Origin of the sequence: Allobosea sp. Tri-44, assembly GCF_004123845.1 — a bacterium.
Taxonomy (GTDB): domain Bacteria; phylum Pseudomonadota; class Alphaproteobacteria; order Rhizobiales; family Beijerinckiaceae; genus Allobosea.
Window position 1 is genome coordinate 244,579 of record NZ_NBDP01000007.1, and the last position, 20,006, is coordinate 264,584.

At 64.8% G+C, this 20,006-nt stretch carries 15 protein-coding genes and 4 pseudogenes; 5 read left to right on the top strand and 14 right to left on the bottom strand.

The window, feature by feature from the left end:
* Window positions 1-144: 144 nt before the first annotated feature.
* Window positions 145-1,224: pseudogene (locus tag B6S44_RS07655) on the bottom strand (alpha/beta hydrolase); the annotation flags it as partial.
* Window positions 1,225-1,616: 392 nt separating this feature from the next.
* Here B6S44_RS07655 and B6S44_RS07660 point away from each other — a divergent pair.
* Together B6S44_RS07660 and B6S44_RS07665 are read left to right on the top strand one after the other, a co-directional pair.
* Window positions 1,617-2,075: pseudogene (locus B6S44_RS07660) on the top strand (IS3 family transposase); the annotation flags it as partial.
* A gap of 281 nt (window positions 2,076-2,356) precedes the next feature.
* The gene (locus B6S44_RS07665; RefSeq protein ID WP_129156223.1) at window positions 2,357-2,635 is read left to right on the top strand and encodes a hypothetical protein; all 279 of its coding nucleotides are present in this window, start codon (window positions 2,357-2,359) and stop codon (window positions 2,633-2,635) included.
* 169 nt (window positions 2,636-2,804) lie between these two features.
* Here the strand turns inward: B6S44_RS07665 and B6S44_RS07670 are convergent, their stop codons facing one another.
* The 3 genes from B6S44_RS07670 to B6S44_RS07680 all read right to left on the bottom strand — a co-directional run bounded on the left by B6S44_RS07670 (window position 2,805) and on the right by B6S44_RS07680 (window position 7,434).
* On the bottom strand, window positions 2,805-4,016 hold the full coding sequence (locus B6S44_RS07670; RefSeq protein ID WP_129156224.1) for an NAD(P)/FAD-dependent oxidoreductase: 1,212 nt from the start codon (window positions 4,014-4,016) through the stop codon (window positions 2,805-2,807).
* 554 nt (window positions 4,017-4,570) lie between these two features.
* Entirely contained in the window at window positions 4,571-6,343 is a 1,773-nt protein-coding gene (locus B6S44_RS07675) for an MFS transporter (RefSeq protein ID WP_129156230.1), read from the bottom strand.
* Complete coding sequence (locus tag B6S44_RS07680) at window positions 6,340-7,434, bottom strand: HlyD family secretion protein (protein ID WP_129156232.1); 1,095 nt, start codon at window positions 7,432-7,434, stop codon at window positions 6,340-6,342. The genes B6S44_RS07675 and B6S44_RS07680 overlap by 4 nt, the downstream gene beginning before the upstream one ends.
* Before the next feature lie 172 nt (window positions 7,435-7,606).
* On the opposite strand from B6S44_RS07680, the gene B6S44_RS07685 reads away from it, so the two are divergent.
* A complete protein-coding gene (locus B6S44_RS07685) occupies window positions 7,607-7,816 on the top strand; it encodes a hypothetical protein (RefSeq protein ID WP_129156234.1) in 210 nt (69 codons plus the stop codon).
* On the opposite strand, the gene B6S44_RS07690 is transcribed toward B6S44_RS07685, so the two are convergent.
* From B6S44_RS07690 to B6S44_RS07735, 10 genes are all read right to left on the bottom strand, one after another.
* A complete protein-coding gene (locus B6S44_RS07690) occupies window positions 7,813-9,132 on the bottom strand; it encodes an alpha-hydroxy acid oxidase (RefSeq protein WP_248309491.1) in 1,320 nt (439 codons plus the stop codon). The two genes, B6S44_RS07685 and B6S44_RS07690, sit on opposite strands and share 4 nt — an antisense overlap.
* A 229-nt stretch (window positions 9,133-9,361) precedes the next feature.
* Window positions 9,362-10,051 carry a response regulator transcription factor gene (locus B6S44_RS07695; protein ID WP_129156236.1) on the bottom strand — a complete coding sequence of 230 codons (690 nt, stop codon included), beginning with the start codon at window positions 10,049-10,051 and terminating at the stop codon, window positions 9,362-9,364.
* Window positions 10,041-10,430 (bottom strand): response regulator, encoded by a 390-nt coding sequence (locus B6S44_RS07700; protein ID WP_129156238.1) that lies wholly within the window; start codon window positions 10,428-10,430, stop codon window positions 10,041-10,043. Before B6S44_RS07700 ends, B6S44_RS07695 begins: the two co-directional genes overlap by 11 nt.
* A 2-nt stretch (window positions 10,431-10,432) precedes the next feature.
* Window positions 10,433-11,077: a response regulator transcription factor gene (locus B6S44_RS07705; protein ID WP_129156239.1), complete on the bottom strand. Its 645-nt coding sequence runs from the start codon at window positions 11,075-11,077 to the stop codon at window positions 10,433-10,435.
* On the bottom strand, window positions 11,074-13,095 hold the full coding sequence (locus tag B6S44_RS07710; protein ID WP_129156600.1) for an MASE1 domain-containing protein: 2,022 nt from the start codon (window positions 13,093-13,095) through the stop codon (window positions 11,074-11,076). The genes B6S44_RS07705 and B6S44_RS07710 overlap by 4 nt, the downstream gene beginning before the upstream one ends.
* A gap of 220 nt (window positions 13,096-13,315) precedes the next feature.
* Window positions 13,316-14,077: an SDR family oxidoreductase gene (locus tag B6S44_RS07715; protein WP_129156241.1), complete on the bottom strand. Its 762-nt coding sequence runs from the start codon at window positions 14,075-14,077 to the stop codon at window positions 13,316-13,318.
* On the bottom strand, window positions 14,074-14,553 hold the full coding sequence (locus tag B6S44_RS07720) for a hypothetical protein (protein ID WP_248309492.1): 480 nt from the start codon (window positions 14,551-14,553) through the stop codon (window positions 14,074-14,076). The genes B6S44_RS07715 and B6S44_RS07720 overlap by 4 nt, the downstream gene beginning before the upstream one ends.
* 458 nt (window positions 14,554-15,011) lie before the next feature.
* A complete protein-coding gene (locus B6S44_RS07725; protein ID WP_206735094.1) occupies window positions 15,012-15,842 on the bottom strand; it encodes an alpha/beta fold hydrolase in 831 nt (276 codons plus the stop codon).
* 229 nt (window positions 15,843-16,071) lie between these two features.
* Window positions 16,072-16,830: an SDR family oxidoreductase gene (locus tag B6S44_RS07730; RefSeq protein WP_129156245.1), complete on the bottom strand. Its 759-nt coding sequence runs from the start codon at window positions 16,828-16,830 to the stop codon at window positions 16,072-16,074.
* 337 nt (window positions 16,831-17,167) lie between these two features.
* Entirely contained in the window at window positions 17,168-18,007 is an 840-nt protein-coding gene (locus B6S44_RS07735) for an alpha/beta hydrolase (protein ID WP_129156247.1), read from the bottom strand.
* Window positions 18,008-18,440: 433 nt separating this feature from the next.
* On the opposite strand from B6S44_RS07735, the pseudogene B6S44_RS07740 reads away from it, so the two are divergent.
* A pseudogene (locus tag B6S44_RS07740) lies at window positions 18,441-19,363 on the top strand (MBL fold metallo-hydrolase).
* Between the two features lie 255 nt (window positions 19,364-19,618).
* Window positions 19,619-19,783: pseudogene (locus B6S44_RS07745) on the top strand ((2Fe-2S)-binding protein); the annotation flags it as partial.
* Between the last annotated feature and the right edge of the window lie 223 nt (window positions 19,784-20,006).

Consider the following 20,006-nt stretch of genomic DNA (forward strand, 5'->3'; position numbering starts at 1 on the left):
CAGATGTCGCCGTGATCATCGTCCTGAAGGCGTCAAATTACCTTCACTCGGAAACGGCGGGGATGGGCACGGTGGCGAGGCGCAAGGGCTGAGCTTGAGCTTACTCGCACAGCTCCGAGGGAGGGGAAGCCGTCATCGGAACCTGATGAGGCTCGCGGCCCCTTCTACCTTTAGTGCCGCCTCTGTCGCGACAGTCCCGAGCTGGTTGCCAATGCCGGTCTTGCTACTTGCGATCGCCTGACCGGCCATAAGGCGCTCGCCGAGCAACCGGACGACCTCGGGGCGCTCCGCGAACTTGCCATGATTGAGCGGATCGCCGCCCTTGAGTGCCGTCAGGTCCAGGACTGTCACCCCCGCTTTCTCCAGCTCGGACCTATACGGCTCGGCAGCCGGGTTGATCTGGCCGAGCCGATCGACATCACCGCCGATGAGGCGCGACATATCGAGGGCCTTATCATCCTGCGACACGAACAGCGTGAGCTGCGGACGATGCGGCCCCTGTTCCAGCCATTGCTTACGGAAGACCTGAACATCGATGTCGGGCGATGCCAGAATGACGTTCCTGATCGTCGGCGCCACACGGCCGTCGCGGATCGCCATTTGCCGCAAGGCCTCGACAACAAGCCAGCTTCCCATCGAATGCGCCATGATCGTGATGTCGCCGACCAAGGGATCCTGGGCGGCTCGTCGCAAGACCTCCTCGAGCTGCGTCCGGGAATAGTTCGTGCTTTCCCGGTCATAGGCGTAGTCGAGAACATTGCCCCGAGAGGGCCAGGTGAACAGGATCGGCGCGACGTCAGCACGGGAATCGTGCACAATCTGGGCGAAACGGTACACCGCATCTTCGTAGCGATTGTTGAAACCGTGCACGAAGATCAGCACGCGACGACTACGCGGCAAGTGCTGCTTCACCCACCCGCGAATCTCGCCGAGGCTGGACAAGTCCCGGACGCTTGTCGTCGCGAAGTCCGTCGCCGGGTTTGGGGGCAATTGCTTCGGCCACTGCACTTGCCCGACCTGCCGGTTGTCCGGCGGAGGGATCGAAATCGTGAGTTCGGTCGACTGCAAAGCCTCACCGCGCTCTCCTGAAAACAGGACCGCCCGATCCGGACTGGGCGCCCGCGTGGTCGCAACGAGAAGGTTGACCCGCGATGTCCGTGGAACCGATACCTCGACCGGCGTCAGGACGCCTTTGGGCGGGCCTGCGCATCCCGTCACACTCATGCAGAGGGGAAGGACGGCGGTAAGGAGCAGCGGTTGGCGCAGGATATGAGTTCTTCCTGGCGCCCTCGGAGCTTTGGTCATGAGTCTTCACTGCCTGCTTCGACCGATCCGACAATGCGACCGTTTCGAGCGGCAGGACGACGCTCATGATGCGAGGCATTGGACGGTCATTCGGGTGGCAAGAAGGCTTGATAAAAACCGCCCCTCAGGTCCAATATATTGCTTTACGCATAATGATATCGAAGATTTATCAATGGGCGAAGAGACGCTGTGGGCACGTGTTGATCGGCCTTCCAGACTTCGTCGGGCAACGTGCATGGAACCCAAGTCAGGCCAGCACGTGCCAAAGTCTGCTTTCGGGAGCCGAGCCAGAGGCTGCTTTTGGCGCCCTGCATGTCTGGACGGCGGAAGGTTGGCTCTATGTGGCCGCAGTGATCGACCTGATCTCGCGCCGTGTCGTCGGCTGGTCGATGAAGGCCGAAATGACGGCGGCGCTCGTCATCGACGCGCTCGTCATGGCGATCTGGCGCCGCGGAAAACCCGACGCACTGCTGCATCACTCGGATCAAGGCAGCCAATACACCAGCCAGCACTTCCAGGAGCTGTTGGCCGAAAACGGTGTCACCTGCTCGATGAGCCAGTCCGGCAACGTCTGGGACAATGCCGCGATGGAGAGCTTCTTCTCCTCCCTGAAAACCGAGCGCATCAGAGGCAAAATCTATCGGACGCGCGACGCCGCCAGGGCCGACGTGTTCGATTACATCGAGCGGTTCTACAACACGATCCGCAGGCACTCGACCATCGGCTATCTCAGCCCGGTCGAGTTCGAAAAGAAGGTCGGATTAGCTTAACTGGCCGTCCACGAAACCGGCAGCAGGCCAGGATCACCTCGCGTGCTTGATGCACGACCTTGCGTGCGAGCGACAGCCGGCGGTCATCGCGTGCGACCAAAGGGCTGCCTACCCAAAGGTCTAGGGTGACACCGCCAAAGTATAGATTCTCGCTACTTGTGGCTGATTGAGATGTCTTCTGCTTGGGTCGCAGAATGCCGCCAAGAGCCCAAGACGGTTGGATCAGCGGGCTCCTTCCGCCATCGATCACGATGGGCTTCGCTCAGGTTGGAGTTGCCGCCATGCGTTCCCTCATCTGGCTTTTCAGCTTGCCGGCAGTCCTGCTGTCGCCGGGGCACGCGGCCGAGGGCCGGCAGGCGATATCTCCGGTGCCTCGACTGGGCGACATCGTTCCCACGTCCGTGCGTGTGATTGGAGTCGATGGCGAGAGTGCGCCACGGCGCTATGGGATGCTGATCATCGACGGGCGTTTCATCGTCCTGGTGGAGGCGAGCAGCCGCAAGGTCGTCGAGGTCATCTCGGACGCCCCGCTGTTCGCTCCCGCGCCTCCGACGCGGTGATTCAGCCTTTTTCGGAAACTCCTCCGCTTTCGGCAGGAGTACCTCGCAATAGCCGCCAATACGATCTGCAAGCACGAGCCGCGATGGTCAGGCGCGATGCCCACTGCGCGCTGATATGACAGCGGGGTGATCTACCCGCTGTCACCCTGTTTCATCGCAGGCCGGCGCGTCAGAAATCGACGGTGCGCGCGTAGAGCACGTTCTCATAGGCTGCCGTGCGGTCCGCGGCCGGCGGGTAGATCCAGACCTCGTTGATCTCCTGCTTGACCTTCTTGGCCGCGGCGCCGGTGATCTCGACCTTGGAATTCCACCCGCGCGTGAAGATGGCCGTGTCGGGGCCGAGGTCGAGGCAGGTCACGTAGGCGGGCTGATCATAGGGAAGGGTCGATTCTCCCAGCAGATCCGCAGCGGCGTTGTGCCCGGCGAAGGCACCCAAGCGGCGGGCGTGCTGACAGGACATGACGGCGTAGTTCCCGGCCGTGTCGCTCTTTGCCTTCGCCGTATCGCCGGTCGCGAAAACGCCGGGAGCCCCCGGCACGCGCAGATCGGGCTCGACTACGAGCCGACCCAGATTGTCGCGCTCCGCCGGCAATTGCGCGGTCAGCGGCGAGGCACGCATGCCAGCGGACCAGATCACCGTGGAGGTCTCGATCCGCTCGCCATTGCTCAGCGTGACACTGTTCTCATCGAGTCCCGCAATGCCGACATTCAGCCGAGTCTCAATCCCGAGAGCGCGCAGCCGCTCCTCGATCAGGGGCCTGGGTTCAACGCCCATCGCCGGCGCGACATGCTCCGACCGGTCGACGATGACGACGCGGATATCGGCATCCTCGCCCAGGATCTCGCGCAGACGCCCCGGCATCTCGGTAGCGAATTCCAGCCCGGTGAAACCGGCGCCGCCGACCACAACCGTATTGCGCGCCGGCGATGCCGGCATTTTCGCCAGCGCATGCAGGTGGCGATCGAGTTCGATCGCCTCGGCCAGTTGCGTCGCGGCGAAGCCGAACTCGGCCAGGCCCGGGATCGGCGGAGTAAAGCCGTTGCTGCCCGCCGCAAGGATCAGCCGGTCATAGGGCAAGGTCGCCGAGGTGCCATCGGCCGCTACGACCGTGATCGTCGATGTGGCGCTGTCGATTATCTCGACGCTGCCTTGGCGATAATTGATGTCGGTCGCGGCAAACAGCTCGGTCAGAGGCGCGACCATCTGTTCGGGCTGCCGTTCGTACAGGCGCGGGCGGATGACCAGTTCCGGCGCAGGTGACACCACGGTGATCGCCACGTCACTCGGTGAAACACCCAGTTCATGACGCTGGCGAGAAGCGCCCAGCGCTGCCATCAATCCCGCGAAGCCCGCCCCGATGACCACGATGTTTTTGGGCATGAAAGATCTCCTCGTCCTTGTTGAAAGCAACGGCAAAGAACAGCTTGCCTCACCACCGCCGCGAACATCCCTGGCCTGCAGGCGGGCATGCGACGTGAACCAGCAAAGTCAGTCGGAAGGCGGCATGGCGCCTGATGCTGGATGTCGCCCGCAGATCTTGGTCAGGCATCCATCCGTTCAGGTTGCCGAGGCAGCATTGGCCTCATTGCCTCTCTCGTCAGCTCGGCCGGCCAATCTCCTCGGCGCGTCCTTTATGAGGAAAAGGCCAGGGAGCTGTCGAGAATGAGGGACCCTATGCAAAGGTTCAGGGTGACCTGTCCCGCGGGTGAGCGTGAGCTGCTTTCTTGCGGGCTGCGGTTGATCGGCCGGGCGCGCCCGGTTTCCGCTCGCGCGGCGCTCCGCCTCGTCGCCGGACGAGCGTAGGCGTTCCGTATCACTCGTTATGACGGCGCAAGGTGAGCGCACGCGCCGCTCAAGCGAGCGTGTACGCTGCTGGAACAGCCCATTATTCATCCGACATGACGCAAGCGAAGGTCAGGCTGCTTCGTCCTGGGTCATGCGGCAGGTTCCAGTTTTGGCGCTTCTTCAGAGTCTCTCACCTTGGCGACGGCGCCATCGGCACGTACACCCGCTCGACTATCGTTGTCGGCAGACGCTGTGCGGCCGAGCGAACCTGCCGGCGCGGTCTCCCTCTCCGTCTCTTTCTGGATCGGAGGCGAGGGCTTCGGCACGATTGTCCCTGATGCTGCCTCAGCGTGCTTTTCGAGCTTGGCGAAGGCGATCTTGATGGCGACGAGGATGGGGGCTGCGACGACGAAGAGCAGGGCGACCGCGTTGAAGGCTGTGTCGAAGGCGATCACAGCGGACTGGCCCGTCACGGCTCGGCCGAGCAGGCTCGCCGCGGCCCGGCCGGCAACGGCGGCGTCCATCCCCTTCGCCGTCAACATCGCCGCCGTGGCCGTCAAGCGCTCGATCACGGCAGGCTTTCCGGCAGCGACGTTGGCGCCGAGGACCGCGAGATTGGCGATGGTGTGGTGCTCGATCAGCGTCTGCAGCGCCGCAATCCCCATCAGGCCGCCGAGCTGGCGGCCGGTGTTGAACAGGCCGATGCCGCCGGCGAGTTGGCGCGCGTCGAGATGGCTGAAGGCGATCAGCGTGATCGACAGGAACAGGAAGCCAAGGCCGAGGCCGCGCAGCAGTACCCCCGCCATCATGTCGTCAGCCCCGCTCTCGCTGGTTGAGCCGGAGAGCAGCCACATCCCGCTCATCAGGATCAGGATGCCGAAGGGCACCGTAGCGAAGGGCGGCAGGCGGCGGAACTGCACGAGCAGGGCGACGAGGAGAAGCGTGCCGATGAAGGGCGCGCCGCTCGGCAGCAGGAGCGCGCCGGCCTCGCTCGGGGTGAAGGCGAGGACGGACGTCGCGAAGGCCGGGATCACGAAGGCGCTGCCGGACAGGGCGGCGCCGGCGACGAAGCTGACGATGAAGGCGAAGGTAAAGTCGTTCGGCCCGAACAGGGAGACGTCGATGAGGCCCCGGCCTCCGGCCAGCGCCTGCTGAGCGAGGAAGGCCAGCAAAGCGGCGGCGCCGGTCAGCGTCAGCCAGAGGATGCGCGGCTCCTCGAACCAGTCCCAGCGGCTGCCTTGCGTCAGAACATAGGTGAGGCAGAAGAACGTGACCGAGATCAGCGCGACGCCGAGCCAGTCGAACGGACGGCGTACGTTCCTTTCGGGCATCGGCCCATCCGCCAGCAGCAGGAGCCCGGCGGCGGTGAGGGCGAGCGGCACGATGCTGAAGAAGATCCAGGTCCAGGCCTGCGCATCGAGCAGCCAGCCCTGAAGCGCCGGGGCGAGCGTTCCGGGCGCGACGACGGCGCCCATCGCGAAGAGCGCCTGATGCAGCGGCTGCTGCGCGCGCGGGAAGCGCAGGAAGATCAGCGCCTGGCCTGCGACGAGCAGGGTGCCGCCGGACAAGCCCTGGACGACGCGCAGCCCGATCAGCAGGTCGAGCCGGGCGGTCATGGCGGCGATCCCGGAGGCCAGCCCCATCGCCAGGGTCGCAGTGACGAGCACGCTGCGCGGATCGATCCGGCTCATCAGCCAGGGCGCGGTCATGAAGCCGATCAGCTTCAGCGCGATGTAGCCGATGTCGAGCCAGGCGAACTCGTCGGGCGTCGCCGAGGTGTCGCCGATGATGTCGCCGCGCCCGAGCGAGAGGACGGTGCCGGCAAGCGCCTCGGTCAAGGCGGCGAGCACGATGCCGGTGAGAAGAAGGGTGCCGGCGGCAGCGCTGCTGCGGCCCGGCGCGATGCTAGCGACCATGATCATGAGCTGCCTCCCGGGGCGATCTCGACGCGCGCCGACAGGCCGGGCACCAGGCGGCCGGGCAAGGGATTGCCGACAAAGCGGATCTTGACCGGAACGCGCTGGACGACGCGGACGAAGTTCCCCGTCGCATTGTCGGCCGGGAGCAGGCTGAAGGCGGAGCCGCTGCCGGGCGCGAAGCTGTCGACCACGCCCTGGAGCGCCTCGTTCGGATAGCCGTCGACGGTGATGCGGACATGCTGACCGGGCCGGATCTGCTCGAGCTGGGTCTCCTTGAAGTTCGCCACGACCCAGACATCGTCGACCGGGACGATGTCGAGCAGGGCGACGCCCGGCGCGACCAGGCGGCCAATCCGGACCTGGCGGTTGCCGACGATGCCGCCGACCGGAGCGCGCACGACGGTACTGTCGAGATCGATCTGGGCGAGATCGCGCGCGGCCTGCGTCTGCGCCACGGCGGCAACGGCCGCTTGGTGCTGCGTGGTCAGGACGGCGATGCGCTGCTGCTGCGCTTCGATCGCCGCCGAGGCCGCCGACAGGTTTGCCTCGGCCCGCGAGCGCGCCGCGTCGCTCTCATCGAGCAGGGCCTGGCTCACCGCATTGCTGCGAATGAGTTCGCGGCGCCGGCTCTGCGACCGTGTCGCCAGGGTCACCTCGGCGCTGGCGGCCTGCTTCTGGGCTTCCGCCTGCCGGACCAGAGCGTGCTGGAGCTTGGTCTCGGCATCGACATTGGTGACGCGCGCCTGCGCGGCCTCGACATTGGCCACGGCTTGCGCGAGCCGTGCGCGATAGTCCGCATCGTCGATCCGGAACAGGATGTCTCCCGCTCTGACGGCCTGATTATCCTCGATCTCGACGGCCGTGACATAGCCCGCGATCTTCGGCGCCAGTGAGGTCAGATCGCCGCGGACATAGGCGTTGTCGGTCGCCTCGCCGCCCGAACGGGCATTGGCCCAGCCCGCCGCCGCGGCCGCCGCGGCGCCAAGGCACAGCAGCAGCCCGACGATCTTCTTCCTGCCGGGCCGCGCGGCGGCGGCGGCGCTCCCAGCGCCCTCCTCGCTGACGACGAGGCTCTTCTCATCAAGCGGGTCCATGGTCCCATTTCCGTTGAACGCCAATGGCTGCGATCGAGCGCCCCGGCAGCGAGCCTGCCGCCGGGTGCTTGCTGGCATTCTGCGATCTGGACGGAGGAACTCTCAATCGGCCGCAAGAATAGCGAGAAGCCGTGCATTGGCGGCGTTGCTCTAGACCTTCGGATAGGACGACATGCTGTTTGGTTGCTGTCGAGGCAGTGCGGTCGATACCATTCCGGGTCAGCGCGGACTTGGGCGGGAGGCGGTCCGGTCCTTCGACGAAGGCAAGGCCGTTGATGGTCTGCACGCCTTCCGCGAGCGTGGGCTGCCGATCGAGGCAGATGAGCCATTCGGACGGCTTGACCTCAGTCAAACCGTGTCCAAAGCCACCAACAGCCTCTAGACCCGCGTGACCGTATCCCGCGTGATCTGACCGACGTTGAGCGCGCCCGTCTGGCGCATGATCGTGATGAACTCATCGTCCAGAATCTGGAGGACACGGTCGACGCCGGGTTCGCCGAAGGAGGCGAGCCCCCAGACGTAGGGTCGGCCAATCCCCACGGCCGCGGCGCCGACGGCAAGTGCTTTCAGGACATCGGTGCCGCGGCGCACGCCGCCGTCGATGAGAACCGGGATGCGGCCACCTACCGCGTCCACGATCTCAGCCAGAACACCAATCGTCGCCTGCCCGCTCTCTTCGGCGCGCCCGCCATGATTGGAGACCAGAAGGCCGTCGACGCCGTGACGCAGCGCCTCCTTGGCGTCTGCGCCGGTCACAATGCCTTTCAGCAAGAGCTTGCCTTTGACGATCCCGCGCAGGCGATCGACGAAGCTCCAGGTCATGCCGGTGCCGTAGAGGTTCGTGACCTTCGACACATCGATGCCGGCGAAATTCGCCTTGCGGCTGACCTCATTGGCAAAGCCCGGCGTGTGACAGCCCGAACAATCGCGCTGATCCTGACGCCGCATGCGGAACAAGGTCTCGGTGTTGCGGCCGCCCTGCCGGTCGACCGTCAGGACGATCGCCGGACAACCCGCGGCCTCGGCACGGCTTACCAGTGCCTGCGTCACGGCCCAGTTGTCGGTCGGATAAAGCTGGAACCAGGCCGGCGAGCCATGGGCCTTGCTCACATCGGCGATGCTCGCATTGTCGACCGTGGAGAGGATCATCTGGTGCCCGCGCTTGCCGGCCGCGCGCGCCGCCGTGACTCCCGCCTCCGCATCGAAGGCGCCAAGGCTGCTGACCGGGCAGAGAAAGATCGGGCTGCGCCAGGTTTCGCCGAAGATCTTCACGCTGGTGTCGACCTTGCGCGCGTCGATCAGCCGTTTTGCGCGAATGTTGTAGCGGGCATAGGCGGCATTATTGGCATCGCGCGTCACGTCGCCGTCCACGCCGCTTTCCAGATAACCCCAATGCGCCGGTGCCTCCTGAGCCAGCACGGCTTTCTTCGCCGCAGGTTCGAACTCGAACACGTTCAGCGCGTCCCCCGCCGCGGTGATGATCCCGTCCGGACCAAGCGTTCGGGCGGAGCTGCGCAGCACATCATAGCTTTGGGCCAACGACCGGTCCGGCATGGACGCCAGAATCGAAGCAATCGTGGAGGCGACCATCGGGGTCGCGACGAGCGGGCTGGCAGCCAGAAAATTCAGGAATCTGCGACGCGCAATCATTCCGCGATCCGAAATCTCGAGCGACTTAAGGGGCGTCGGCTTTTCCATGGAGATCCTCCGCGATTAGTGCAATTCAGGAAAACTGCTTGATTTCCTTGAGTTATCTATCCAGGCAGCGCCGGTAGCGGCTATCGTCCGGGGGTATTGAAACCCTATCCGTTGGTTTAGGGCCGGATCCGCCAAGTATCCCGGCACCCGTGGTTAGCCGTTTGCAGACACGTCAGATCAACCCAGACAAGCTGGCAGCCAGCAGCATGCTCGTCCCGGCATCGGCTGCCTAGGCCGTACGCGTTTCGCGGACATCGGCAGGCAGTGCTTCCCAGGCGCGGATGAGCTCGCCAAGCGAGGTCGCGTGCATTTTCCGCATCGCGTTGCTGCGGTGGAGCTTGACGGTGACCTCGCTGATGCCGAGATCAAAAGCGATCTGCTTGTTGAGGCGTCCGTGCGCGACTTCATGCAGAACCGAGCGTTCGCGCGGCGTCAACGTCTCCAGGTATTCCATGCTGCGTTTGGTGACTGCGGCCTCGGCCCGCTGCACGGCATCCGCCGCAATCGCGACGGTCACGGCGTCGAGCAGGGTCTGGTCCCTGACCGGCTTGGTCAGAAAATCCAAGGCACCAGCCTTCATCGCCTGGACCGTCATCGGGATGTCCCCATGCCCGGTCAGGAAGATGATTGGCTTGCGATTGCCGCTTTGAACGAGCTGGTGTTGCAGTTGGAGACCGCTCGCCCCCGGCATGCGCACATCGAGGATCAGGCAACCGGGGCTCTCCAATGCGCCGGAACCTAGCACTTCGCCGATCGACGGGAAGCTGACCGGGCTGAAACCGGCCGACAGGATCAACTCGGACAGCCCCTCCCGAACCGCAGCGTCGTCGTCGACAATGATGACCAAGGGTTCTGGTTCCTGGGCCCGTTGCATCCGCAACGCCTCCGATCCTCGCAGGTTCTGATGACTAGCTTTCATTGTTCACCCTCCTTTTTTGTTCAGGCAAGGCATCGCCAATAGCCGCCAGCAGGACCTGCCCATCGAAGGGCTTGCGGAAGAAGCCGCTGATGCCCAGCGCCCGGCTTTGATCGGCAATCTCGTGGCGGCCCGTGATCAGAAACACCGGCAATCCCGGACACGCCTTCGTCACGGCGTCGCGAAGCTCAAATCCGTCCATGTCCGGCATCCCGATATCGGTGATCAGGGCATCGAAGCCGGATGGCCCATCGGCCAAGAGCGATCGGCCCGACGAGAAGGTCCGGACCGCGTAGCCCGCAGATTCCAGCAGTTCCTCGAGCGCTTCAAGTAACCTTGGATCGTCATCGACAACCGCCACGACAGGTCTCCGTTTCGTCACGGTCAGCTCCTTCCCGCTCGGCGCGAGTGCGCGATCGGAATCTCCAGCCTCTCTGCGATCCGAACGAGATCGGCCAGCGAGGCGGCAGCCATCTTCTGCATCACGTTTCTTCGATGAATCTGCAGCGTGACCTCGCTGATGCCCAGCTGGGCGGCGGCCTGCTTGTTGAGAAGGCCACTCACGACCAGCGGCAGCACCTCACGTTCGCGCGGCGTCAGCACAAGATAGCGCTGCTTAAGCACACCGAACTCGGCACGCTCCAATCGCCTTTCCCGATCCTGCGCGATTGCGGCGTCGATCGCTGCCAGAAGGTCGACATCACTGAACGGCTTCGTAAGGAAGTCCACGGCGCCGTGCTTGATGGCCTGAACGGAAGACGGGATGTCGCCATGCCCGGTGATGAAAATGATCGGCGGATGATCGCCGATCGCGATCTGCTGCTGCAGGTCTAGGCCGTTGATGTCCGGGAGCTCGACATCGAGGAGGAGGCAGGCTGGGACTTCCGGCTTTTCTGCGTTGATGTAGTCGCCGGCCGATCCGAACGCTTCGGAGCGCATGCCGTGTGACGTCAGCAGCTCACCGAGTGCCTCCCGCATGCGGTCATCGTCGTCGACGATGAATACCATAGGATCGCCCGTCGTCGTCATGGCGCCGCTTTCAGTTCAACCGGCAATGTGAAGATGAACAGGGCTCCGTGCTTTTTGTTCTTTTCTGCCCAAAGTCGTCCGCCGCGAGATTCGACAATCGACCTGCAGATCGTCAGCCCCATGCCCATTCCATTTCCTTTTGTGGTGAAGAACGGCTCGAATATCCTGCCGGAGACAGCGACCCCGGGGCCGTGATCGCTGATCTCGGTCTGCACGACGTCTCCGAGCCGACGCGCTCTTATGCCAAGAACCCTGTCTTCGGTCGTGGTGTCCATCGCTTCCATTCCGTTGCGAATGAGGTTGATCAGCACCTGTTGAACCTGGACACGATCGAGAGACACGGGAGGCAGGTCGCCTTCGACATCCGTGTCGATGCGAATGCGACGCTGCTCCATCTCCTCGGCCACAAGAGCCAGCGCTTCGGCTATGGCACTGCCCAGCGCCGTCGAGCTCTTGGCCTCCGTGGATTGCTTGAACAGGGCGCGGATGCGGCTCACGACATCGGCGGCCGAGTTCGCGTCGCGGATGATGCGCTCGGCCGTGAGCTTCGCACGCCCAAGGTTTGGAGGATCCGTCGACAGCCAACGGTTGCAGGCGAGCGAGTTGGCAACGATCGCCGCCAGAGGCTGGTTGACCTCGTGAGCGATCGAGGCCGAGAGCTCCGCGAGGCTAGCGAGTTGGCTCGCGCGGCCAAGTCTCTCTTGCGCGAGCCGCAGCTTCTGCTGAGCGCGAACCTCTCCGTCGATGTCGAGGCAGGTGATGTTCCACTGCACGATTGCGCCTTCGGCGTTGCGCATCGGGACGGCGCGGGTATCGACCCAGCGATACTCGCCATCGAAGCGCTGCAGACGGAGCATTCGCGCGAATGGCTCGCCAGTGGCCAAGGAACGGGCCAAATTCTCCTTGACGCCAGCCACATCGTCCGGATGGACACTCGTGTCGATCGTGCCGGCCAAGCGGGATTTGCCCACGCCGTCCAGTTCTTCAAGTTCATAGCCGAGGAACTCGCGAAGCTGCCGGCTACGATAAACCGGCTCGCCATCCGGCGCGGCGCAATCGATCATCACCGGCAGCGTTTCAACGAGGTCTCGCAGCGAGCGCTCGCTTTGTTGCAATGAGAGCAGCGCCTGCTGGTGTTGCCGGGATATCGCGGCCACGATGAGCGCCGAAAATGCCGAGATGGCCAGAAAGAGCTGCAGCATGACCTGCTTCTGCCTCTGGGTCTCGGGATCGCCGATGAACTGACTGCTGCCGGACAGGGTGAGTGCCATCGTCGTGAGGGCGAGAAGGCACAAGGCGACGGCGACGCCTTTGAACTCGAAACGTACCGCCGCCCATAGGATCGGTGGCATGATGATGTAGGCGGAGAGCAGGAAGTCGTACTTCAAGGCAAGCGCGGCGACACCCAGGAAGATCAGCCCCAGGACGCCTGCCTCCGTCCACTGCATCGCAGAGATCTGCGTCCGGTTGCGCCAGTGCTGGATCGCGACGAGCGCCGGCGGCGCCACGAGCAGGATTCCAGTGGCGTCGCCGATCCAGAATAGCGGCCAGACGCTCGTGAAGGTTTGGGACTTCACGCCGAACCAGGCGAGCGCCGCGCTGCCCACCGTGGCACTGGCGAGGGGCGCGACACCAGCGCCCAAGACCACAAATGCGAGAACCTCTCGCAAGGTCTCCAGCCGAACCGGCCGCCCGATTGCCCGATTCAAGAGCGTTGCGCCGACGACGGCGCAGAGGGCGTTGCCGAGATAGATCAGCAGGCCCGCGAGCAGCGGACTATGGAACCATACGAGCTGCGCGGTCATCTCCGCCAGACAGCCAATCAGGATCCACCACGGCCAACTATAGGGCGAGGTGAGGATCAGCGTCGCGATGAAAACCCCGCCCGGAGGCCAGATCGAAACAGTGATCCCGGGGACGATCGCGAGCGCCTGAGCGAAGCCGCACCCCAGCACATACGCCAGATAAAACAGCGCCAGATGCTGAAAACGAGGGCTGTGCGACCAAGCGTACATCAGCGGTTGCTCCAACCGAGTGTCGCCCACGTTAATCTCGCTATGGTAGAATCGCATCTTATGGAAATCCATGAGATACGCCGGGCTGGGCGAGGTCGTCGCGCGCGCCGGGACGGTCGAGTGCTGGCCGGCCCGCCCGCGGTCGAGATGGTAAGTGTCGGCGCGGGTGCGGATGTTCGTGGTCCGGCCGATCCTCGCAGCGCGCGTTGAAGCCCCCGCCGCGTCAGGCCGCCCTCTTGCGGGCGGCGCTTGTGGCCCAATCCTCGAATCGGGCCGCGCCGATGCGGGCGCCTTCGGCCGGCAGGAGCGAGCGATCGTTCAGCCGGGCGCCGAAATAGCGGGCATTCGGATCGGTTACGACTTGGCGCGCATCGCCGATAGCTACGAGGAAGCGGCGGACGAGCTCATCAAGCCGGAAGCGCTCCGGGCCGGCGACCTCGACCATGCCATCGATCGGAGCGCCGAGAGCGACCGCTGCCAGAGCCTCGGCGACATCGTCGGAGACGATCGGCTGGATCGCGACCGAGGGCAGGCGAACAGTTCGGCCTTTGGTCGCCGCATACGCGATCCCGCACAGGAAATCGGCGAACTGGGTCGACCTCAGAATCGAATACGGGACCTTGGACGCCCTGATCAGGTTTTCCTGTGCCATCCTGCTGCGGAAATAGCCGCTTTCGAGCAAGCGATCCGTGCCGACCACCGACAGGGCCACGTGATGCTCGACCCCAGCCGCGACCTCGGCAGCGAGAAGATTGCGGCTGGAGGTTTCGAAGAACTTGAGCGCCGCATGGTCTTCGAACGAAGGCGAACTTGCCACGTCGACGACAATCTGGGCGCCTGCCAGAGCTTCGGTCAGGCCTTCGCCCGTGATGGTGTTGACGCCGGAAGCAGGCGAGGCAGCCAGGACGACATGCCCTTTCCGGCGCAGGATGCTGGCCAGTTTCCAACCGATCGAGGCGGAGCCGCCGACGACGACGATCTTCATGCTCCTGCCTCCGGTTGCTGCAATCGCGGCCGGTCTGATACGGCAGCGAGCTTTTCCGTGCGCGATTGACGGATCGCCCAGAGGGTCAGCACGACCCCGAAGAGAGCCGGCATCGTCACGGCCGGAAAGTCGCGCGGAATGACGGAAGGGGAGCAGATGCCGACAGCAACTTCCCAGAAGTGGAAGAGCGCATGCGCGCTGAGCCAGACCGTCGCAGCGGCCCAGAGGCCGATGCGGCGCTCCGGCACGGCAAGGCCGATCGCGAAAGCGGCGCCGAGGAAGAGCTGGATCATCCCGATATCGCGGACGAAGTGCTGGTTGAAAAAGCCGGTATCGGTCACGCCAGGCACCAGCTCATACCAGGCCAGAGGGGCGATGAGCATGAAAAGGCCGTTGAGGGAGAGGAATGCGCCGTTGAAGATCGCCATCGTGATGACGGCCGCCGCGGCAGTTCGATTTTCTCGATTGAAGCCCATGATCGGTACCTCCCATGATTGAACTGGAGCCAGGGAACGCGATGCGATCGCGCGCGATGTGTCCGACATCGATGGTCTGGCGCGCCGTCGCGATCGTGCGCCCGTGAGCTCAAGGCTAGGTCGGCGACGGGCCGGAATCGATTGAGTTCAAGGGCAAGCAGCGGCCATACCGCGGTCTAGGCCGTCATAGCCGGCCGCTAGGTTTTGCTGGCTTCACGTGAACCACGGGCAGCTGCGAGCAATCCGCCCGACCGGGCTGCGCCGAGCGCTCTCGCTTCGGTTCGCTCCTTCTCATGGGTTGCCATGAGATGCGGCTTGGTCAGGCGGGAGCATGAGTTCGCCAGCCCACTGGCATTGGGGTCATGGCTTCTGTTCGCGCTGAGGCTGAAAAGGTGATCGCCGACCGGCAAGGGGCGGGCCGGCCGGCGATCAGGCTCTCGCTGAGGTGCAGCTCAAGCCTATGACTTGATGAATGCGAGCAGGTCGGCATTCACCAATTCGGCGTGCGTCGTGCACATGCCATGCGGCAGGTTGTCGTAGACCTTGAGCTTCGCGTTCTTCAGGAGCTTCGCCGACAGCGGCCCGGAATTGGCGAACGGCACGATCTGGTCATCCGTGCTGTGCATGACGAGGGTCGGGACGCCGACCAGCTTGAGGTCTTCGGTGAAATCCGTCTCCGAGAACGCCTTGATGCCTTCGTAATGGGCCTTGGCGCTGCCCATCATCCCCTGCCGCCACCAGTTCTGGATCGTGCCCGGTATGGGTTTCGCGTCCGGCCGGTTGAAGCCGTAGAAGGGACCCGAGGGGAAATCGACGTAGAACTGGGCGCGATTGCCGGCCAGGGTAGCGCGCAAACCGTCGAGAACCTCCATCGGAACCCCTCCGGGAGTGTTCGGCGTCTTCACCATGAGCGGCGGCACCGCTCCGATCAGGACGAGCTTGGCGGCGCGTCCCCGGCTATGGCGAGCGACGTAGCGGGCGGCTTCCCCGCCGCCGGTCGAATGCCCGACATGGACGGCGTTCTTCAGGTCGAGATGGTCGACCACCGCGGCTGCATCGGCAGCGTAGTGGTCCATGTCGTGACCGTCGCTGATCTGCGCCGAACGGCCATGGCCGCGCCGATCGTGGGCGATGACGCGATAGCCCTTGCCGAGGAAGAAGAGCATCTGGGCGTCCCAGTCGTCGCTGCTCAGCGGCCAGCCATGGTGGAAGACGATCGGCTGAGCGTCCCTGGGCCCCCAGTCCTTGTAGAAGATCGCCACGCCGTCCTTGGTCGTGATCGTACTCATCGTCATTGTTCCTTTGCTCAGGTCGGAAGAAGGTGGGCGCTGTCCCCGGTTCGTCTGCGCGGCCGCGCCTTGCGCCAGACCAACGGCGAGCGTCGTGGCGAGGGCGCCCACCAGGACTTCGCGGCGTGATCCGGGGACGTGCGAGAAGTCATTGTGCATTGCTGCGGTCCTTCAGTTTTGCGTAGGAGGCCGGCCCGGTTTGGCGACGGGAGAGTCCGGCGACCATAGGTCAGTGCCGCTGGGGCGAAGCGTGGCGGAACCAGTCATCGAAGCCGATCGCGCCGATGCGCGGGTTGTCGCCGGGGACGAGCGACCGGTCGTCGATCTCGGTGCCGAAATACTGCGCGTGAGCGCTCCCGATCACCTTGCGCGGATCATTGCTCGCCCTCAGGAAGCGCGCGACGAGATCGTTCATGCGGATTGGCTCGGGCCCGGCGATCTCGATCACGCCGTTGGCCGGAGCGGAGAGCGCCACATCGGTCATGAAGCCGGCGACGTCGTCCGATGCGATCGGCTGAAAATAGGCGGAGGGAACGGTTGTCGTATCCCCGACCGTCGTCGATTGGGCGATGGCGCCGAGGAACTCGAAGAACTGTGTCGAGTGGACGATGGTGTAGGGGATGCCGGATCCACGGATCAGGTCTTCCTGGGCCATCTTGGCACGCAGATACCCGCTCCTCGGCAGGCGACCGGTCCCCACGACCGAGAGCGCGATATGGTGCTTCACGCCGGCCGCCTTGGCTGCAGAGAGAAGGTTGCGGCCGGAGGTCTCGAAGAACTCCAGAACGGCCTTGTCTTCGAATGACGGCGAGTTCGCGAGATCGATGACCACCTGAGCGCCGGCGAGGGCCTCGCTCAGTCCTTTGCCCGTGATGGTGTCGACGCCGTTATTGGGGGACGCTGCGAGCACGTCATGCCCCTTGTTGCGCAACCTCGCGACCGTCTTCGAGCCGATGAGGCCAGTGCCGCCGATGACGACGATCTTCATGACGAAAGCTCCGTGTTCGCAATGCGGGAGGCGACTTTTGAGAAGCCGGATGGTCGGCCGGTTCGTCTCACGGCCTTCGCTGCGGATAATGCGACGGAGCTGCGGGCCAGACTATCGAACGGAAGCATCTGTGACGCGATGCGAAGGTTTAGGGCGCCTGCATCCGGAGATTGGGAGCACCTGCCGGAACAGGCAGATGCCGCTGCCACGGACATAGGTCCGCCGAACCATCTGGCCAGAGGGTCAACCACCTCGGCCTTTCGTACCCTCACGATGGCGATGTGATCGGCCGGATCCAGCCGCCCCAACGGGGGCGCTCGCCGTTCGGGTTGTGACGCTATGCTGGGCCAGACAACGCCGCTTGCCGACGGGAACGCCGGCTCGACCCCGGAACATTGGAAGCCCGGGCGTTCTGCGCAGCCCAGTCGAGGGCGAAGTCCGCGACCTCCTCCCAGCCCGCCTGAATACAGGTCCAGTGCGAGCGGCCGGGATAGATCTTGATCTCGGTCTGCGACGGCGCCTGCTTCTGCTTCTCGAACAGGGCTTGCGTCATCTTGGCCTGGGCGATGAGGTCGATGCCGCCGCCGATGAGCAGCAGAGGCGCGCGATGGGGGTTGTCCCAGCGGATCTTGCCTGCGGCCGACACCAGGCCGTCCCAGTAGATTTTTCCGGGCGTCGGGACGATGTAGCGGTCGTACATGGCGTCGACCTGCTGCGGCGGCACGGTCTGCGCGAAGCGCGTGCCGAAGAAGCTGCGCGACATGGTCATGACGCGGCGCCAGCTTCCCCAGGACAGGAACACCGGGAAGGTCGACCGGACGGTCTGCCAGCCAACCAGCACGCCGGAGGTCGGAGCGGGGTCGATGACGACGCCGGCCGCGCCGAGGCCACGGTCGAGCAGGTGCTGCGTGACGGTGCCGCCGAATGAGTGCCCGATCAGAATCGGCGGCTCGGGCAGCGCGCGGATGAGGCGATCGTAGTGATCAATGACCTCGTTGATGCCGACCTCGGCGAGCGCGGGGTCCGGGGACGCCCGCAGCTCGGCCGGAGGACGGTCGTCGAGCGGCCAGGATGGGGCGATGACGGCATAGCCCTGCGCTTCATAGCGGGCCTTGAAGCCTTCCCAGCTCTGCGCATTCAGCCAGGCGCCATGGATCAGCATGATGGTCTTGGACATCGGTCACTCCGTCGGATCTGCTGGTAGCTGGACGCGGCCTTCGCACAGGCCCCGAGGGCCCTCGGCGCTGGGGCGCCAATCGGCGCGCGCCGTCGTCGGCATCGAGGCCGTGGCCACTGATATCGCGGTATCGGAGCGAGCCTCACCCTAGGCGCCGGTGCACCGGCGACATGCAAGAGGCACAGCCGTTGCTCGCCGCTCAGAGCGGCGCCTCCCGACGTTCGCGGAGGGTCGACCATGCGCGCAACGAGGCTGCCATACACCTTCGCACAGCCTGACCGAGGCTTCTGTTCGATGGCTGTGCTGGCGGAGGCGATGCAACGTCCTTCGGCTACGCCATGTGGCCGTCCCGGAAGGCGAGCACGCCAACCATGGAGACCGCTGGCGGAGGTGGCCGATACGGCCGTGGCAACCCCATCAGCAGGAGACAGACATGATCGCCCAGATGAGCCTCGACAACATTTCACATCCCGGCCGAGCGGCGCTCGACGAGTTGGTCCCATCGCGTTACGCGGTGAAAGTCGGAGAGATCGACGTGCTGGTGATCAGCGACGGCGTGCTGTCGCTGCCAACCGAGATGCTGGCGCACGACGCCGACCCGGCCATCCGCGCGGCCTGGCTGAAGGAAAATTTCCTGCCGCAGGAAATGATCGGCTGGCCGCTGAACGTGGTCGTGGTGAAGAGCGGCGACCAGACGATTCTCGTCGATGCCGGGCTCGGAGTGGACCCGAACTTGCCGCGGGCCGGGCGGTTGATCAAGCGATTGGAAGCCGCCGGCATCGATCTCGGCGCGTGACCGACGTGGTGCTGACCCACATGCACATGGATCACATCGGCGGGCTGCTCGTCGACGGGGTGAAGGAACAGCTGCGTCCGGACCTGCGTATCCATGTGGCGGCGGCCGAGGTCAAGTTCTGGGCGGCGCCCGACTTCACCGAGACCTCCATGCCGGAGGGATTCCCGGACGCGCTGCGGGCGAGCGCCAAGCGGTTCGTGCACGAGTATCGCAACCAGCTGCGGACATTCGAAGAGCGGCACGAGGTGGCGCCGGGCGTCGTCGTCACGCGCACTGGCGGCCACACCCCCGGACACAGCGTGGTCCGCCTGTCCTCCGGCGGCGAGCGGCTGATGTTCGCCGGCGACGCCGTGTTCGCGGTCGGGTTCGACCATCCCGACTGGCACAACGGCTTCGAGCACGACCCCAAGGAGTCGGCCCGCGTTCGCGTCGAACTCTTGCGCGAGCTGGCGGCGACCGGCGAGCAGCTGGTGGCCACTCATATGCCGTTCCCGTCCGTTGGTCATGTGGCGGTCGACGGCAAGCTCTTTCGTTGGGTGCCGGCCGTCTGGGACTACTGACCGCTCGTTGGGTCAGGGCCGAGCCGGCCTGGAGGCTGGCTCGGCCAGGGCGTTGGCGATCTTGAGCCAAGTCTCGAGGCGTGGCCCTGACGAGCGACGCCGCCATAGCGCAAGGCGTAGCGCTGCTGCGCCATGAGGTGAAACCGGCCGGCTGCGGCATCGCATCGCTTGGCCCGGGCGGTTTCACCTCACCCAAACCCTTGTTCATGGCCCTAGCGGCCTTCGGATAACCTTGCTGCCAAGAGCCATCGCGCCATGATCGTCTGTTCATGCAATGTGTTGAGCGAACAGGATGTCCGCTCCGCCGTCGAGGCGCAAACGCCGCGCTCGCCCAGCCAAGTTTATGGCTGTCTCGGCTGCAGTGCCAAGTGCGGCCGCTGCGCACGCACCATCCGCCGCCTCATGGACGAGGCGCTCGGCGGCGCGCAATATCCTGCAACGGCTGCGCGCGGGCCTCACAGCCCCGATCTGCAGCCGCCTGCCGGCGTTCCGGGTGTCAAACCGCTTTGGAGACCAGTGCTCCTTTTCGTGGTGAAGGTTGGCCCTGAAGCGGGCGACCGAGTTTTCGGCCACGAAGCGTCGATCGGCTACGGTAGCAGCGTCGAGCACCTATCCCCCAGCACGGAATACACTATCCCCACGA

What these genes read in the sequence shown, in the direction of transcription:
- B6S44_RS07665 (WP_129156223.1), top strand. Translation starts at nt 2,357, where the DNA reads ATGCGTTCCCTCATCTGGCTTTTCAGCTTGCCGGCAGTCCTGCTGTCG.
- B6S44_RS07670 (WP_129156224.1), bottom strand. Translation starts at nt 4,016, where the DNA reads ATGCCCAAAAACATCGTGGTCATCGGGGCGGGCTTCGCGGGATTGATG.
- B6S44_RS07675 (WP_129156230.1), bottom strand. Translation starts at nt 6,343, where the DNA reads ATGATCATGGTCGCTAGCATCGCGCCGGGCCGCAGCAGCGCTGCCGCC.
- B6S44_RS07680 (WP_129156232.1), bottom strand. Translation starts at nt 7,434, where the DNA reads ATGGACCCGCTTGATGAGAAGAGCCTCGTCGTCAGCGAGGAGGGCGCT.
- B6S44_RS07685 (WP_129156234.1), top strand. Translation starts at nt 7,607, where the DNA reads ATGCTGTTTGGTTGCTGTCGAGGCAGTGCGGTCGATACCATTCCGGGT.
- B6S44_RS07690 (WP_248309491.1), bottom strand. Translation starts at nt 9,132, where the DNA reads ATGGAAAAGCCGACGCCCCTTAAGTCGCTCGAGATTTCGGATCGCGGA.
- B6S44_RS07695 (WP_129156236.1), bottom strand. Translation starts at nt 10,051, where the DNA reads ATGAAAGCTAGTCATCAGAACCTGCGAGGATCGGAGGCGTTGCGGATG.
- B6S44_RS07705 (WP_129156239.1), bottom strand. Translation starts at nt 11,077, where the DNA reads ATGACGACGACGGGCGATCCTATGGTATTCATCGTCGACGACGATGAC.
- B6S44_RS07715 (WP_129156241.1), bottom strand. Translation starts at nt 14,077, where the DNA reads ATGAAGATCGTCGTCGTCGGCGGCTCCGCCTCGATCGGTTGGAAACTG.
- B6S44_RS07720 (WP_248309492.1), bottom strand. Translation starts at nt 14,553, where the DNA reads ATGGGCTTCAATCGAGAAAATCGAACTGCCGCGGCGGCCGTCATCACG.
- B6S44_RS07725 (WP_206735094.1), bottom strand. Translation starts at nt 15,842, where the DNA reads ATGAGTACGATCACGACCAAGGACGGCGTGGCGATCTTCTACAAGGAC.
- B6S44_RS07730 (WP_129156245.1), bottom strand. Translation starts at nt 16,830, where the DNA reads ATGAAGATCGTCGTCATCGGCGGCACTGGCCTCATCGGCTCGAAGACG.
- B6S44_RS07735 (WP_129156247.1), bottom strand. Translation starts at nt 18,007, where the DNA reads ATGTCCAAGACCATCATGCTGATCCATGGCGCCTGGCTGAATGCGCAG.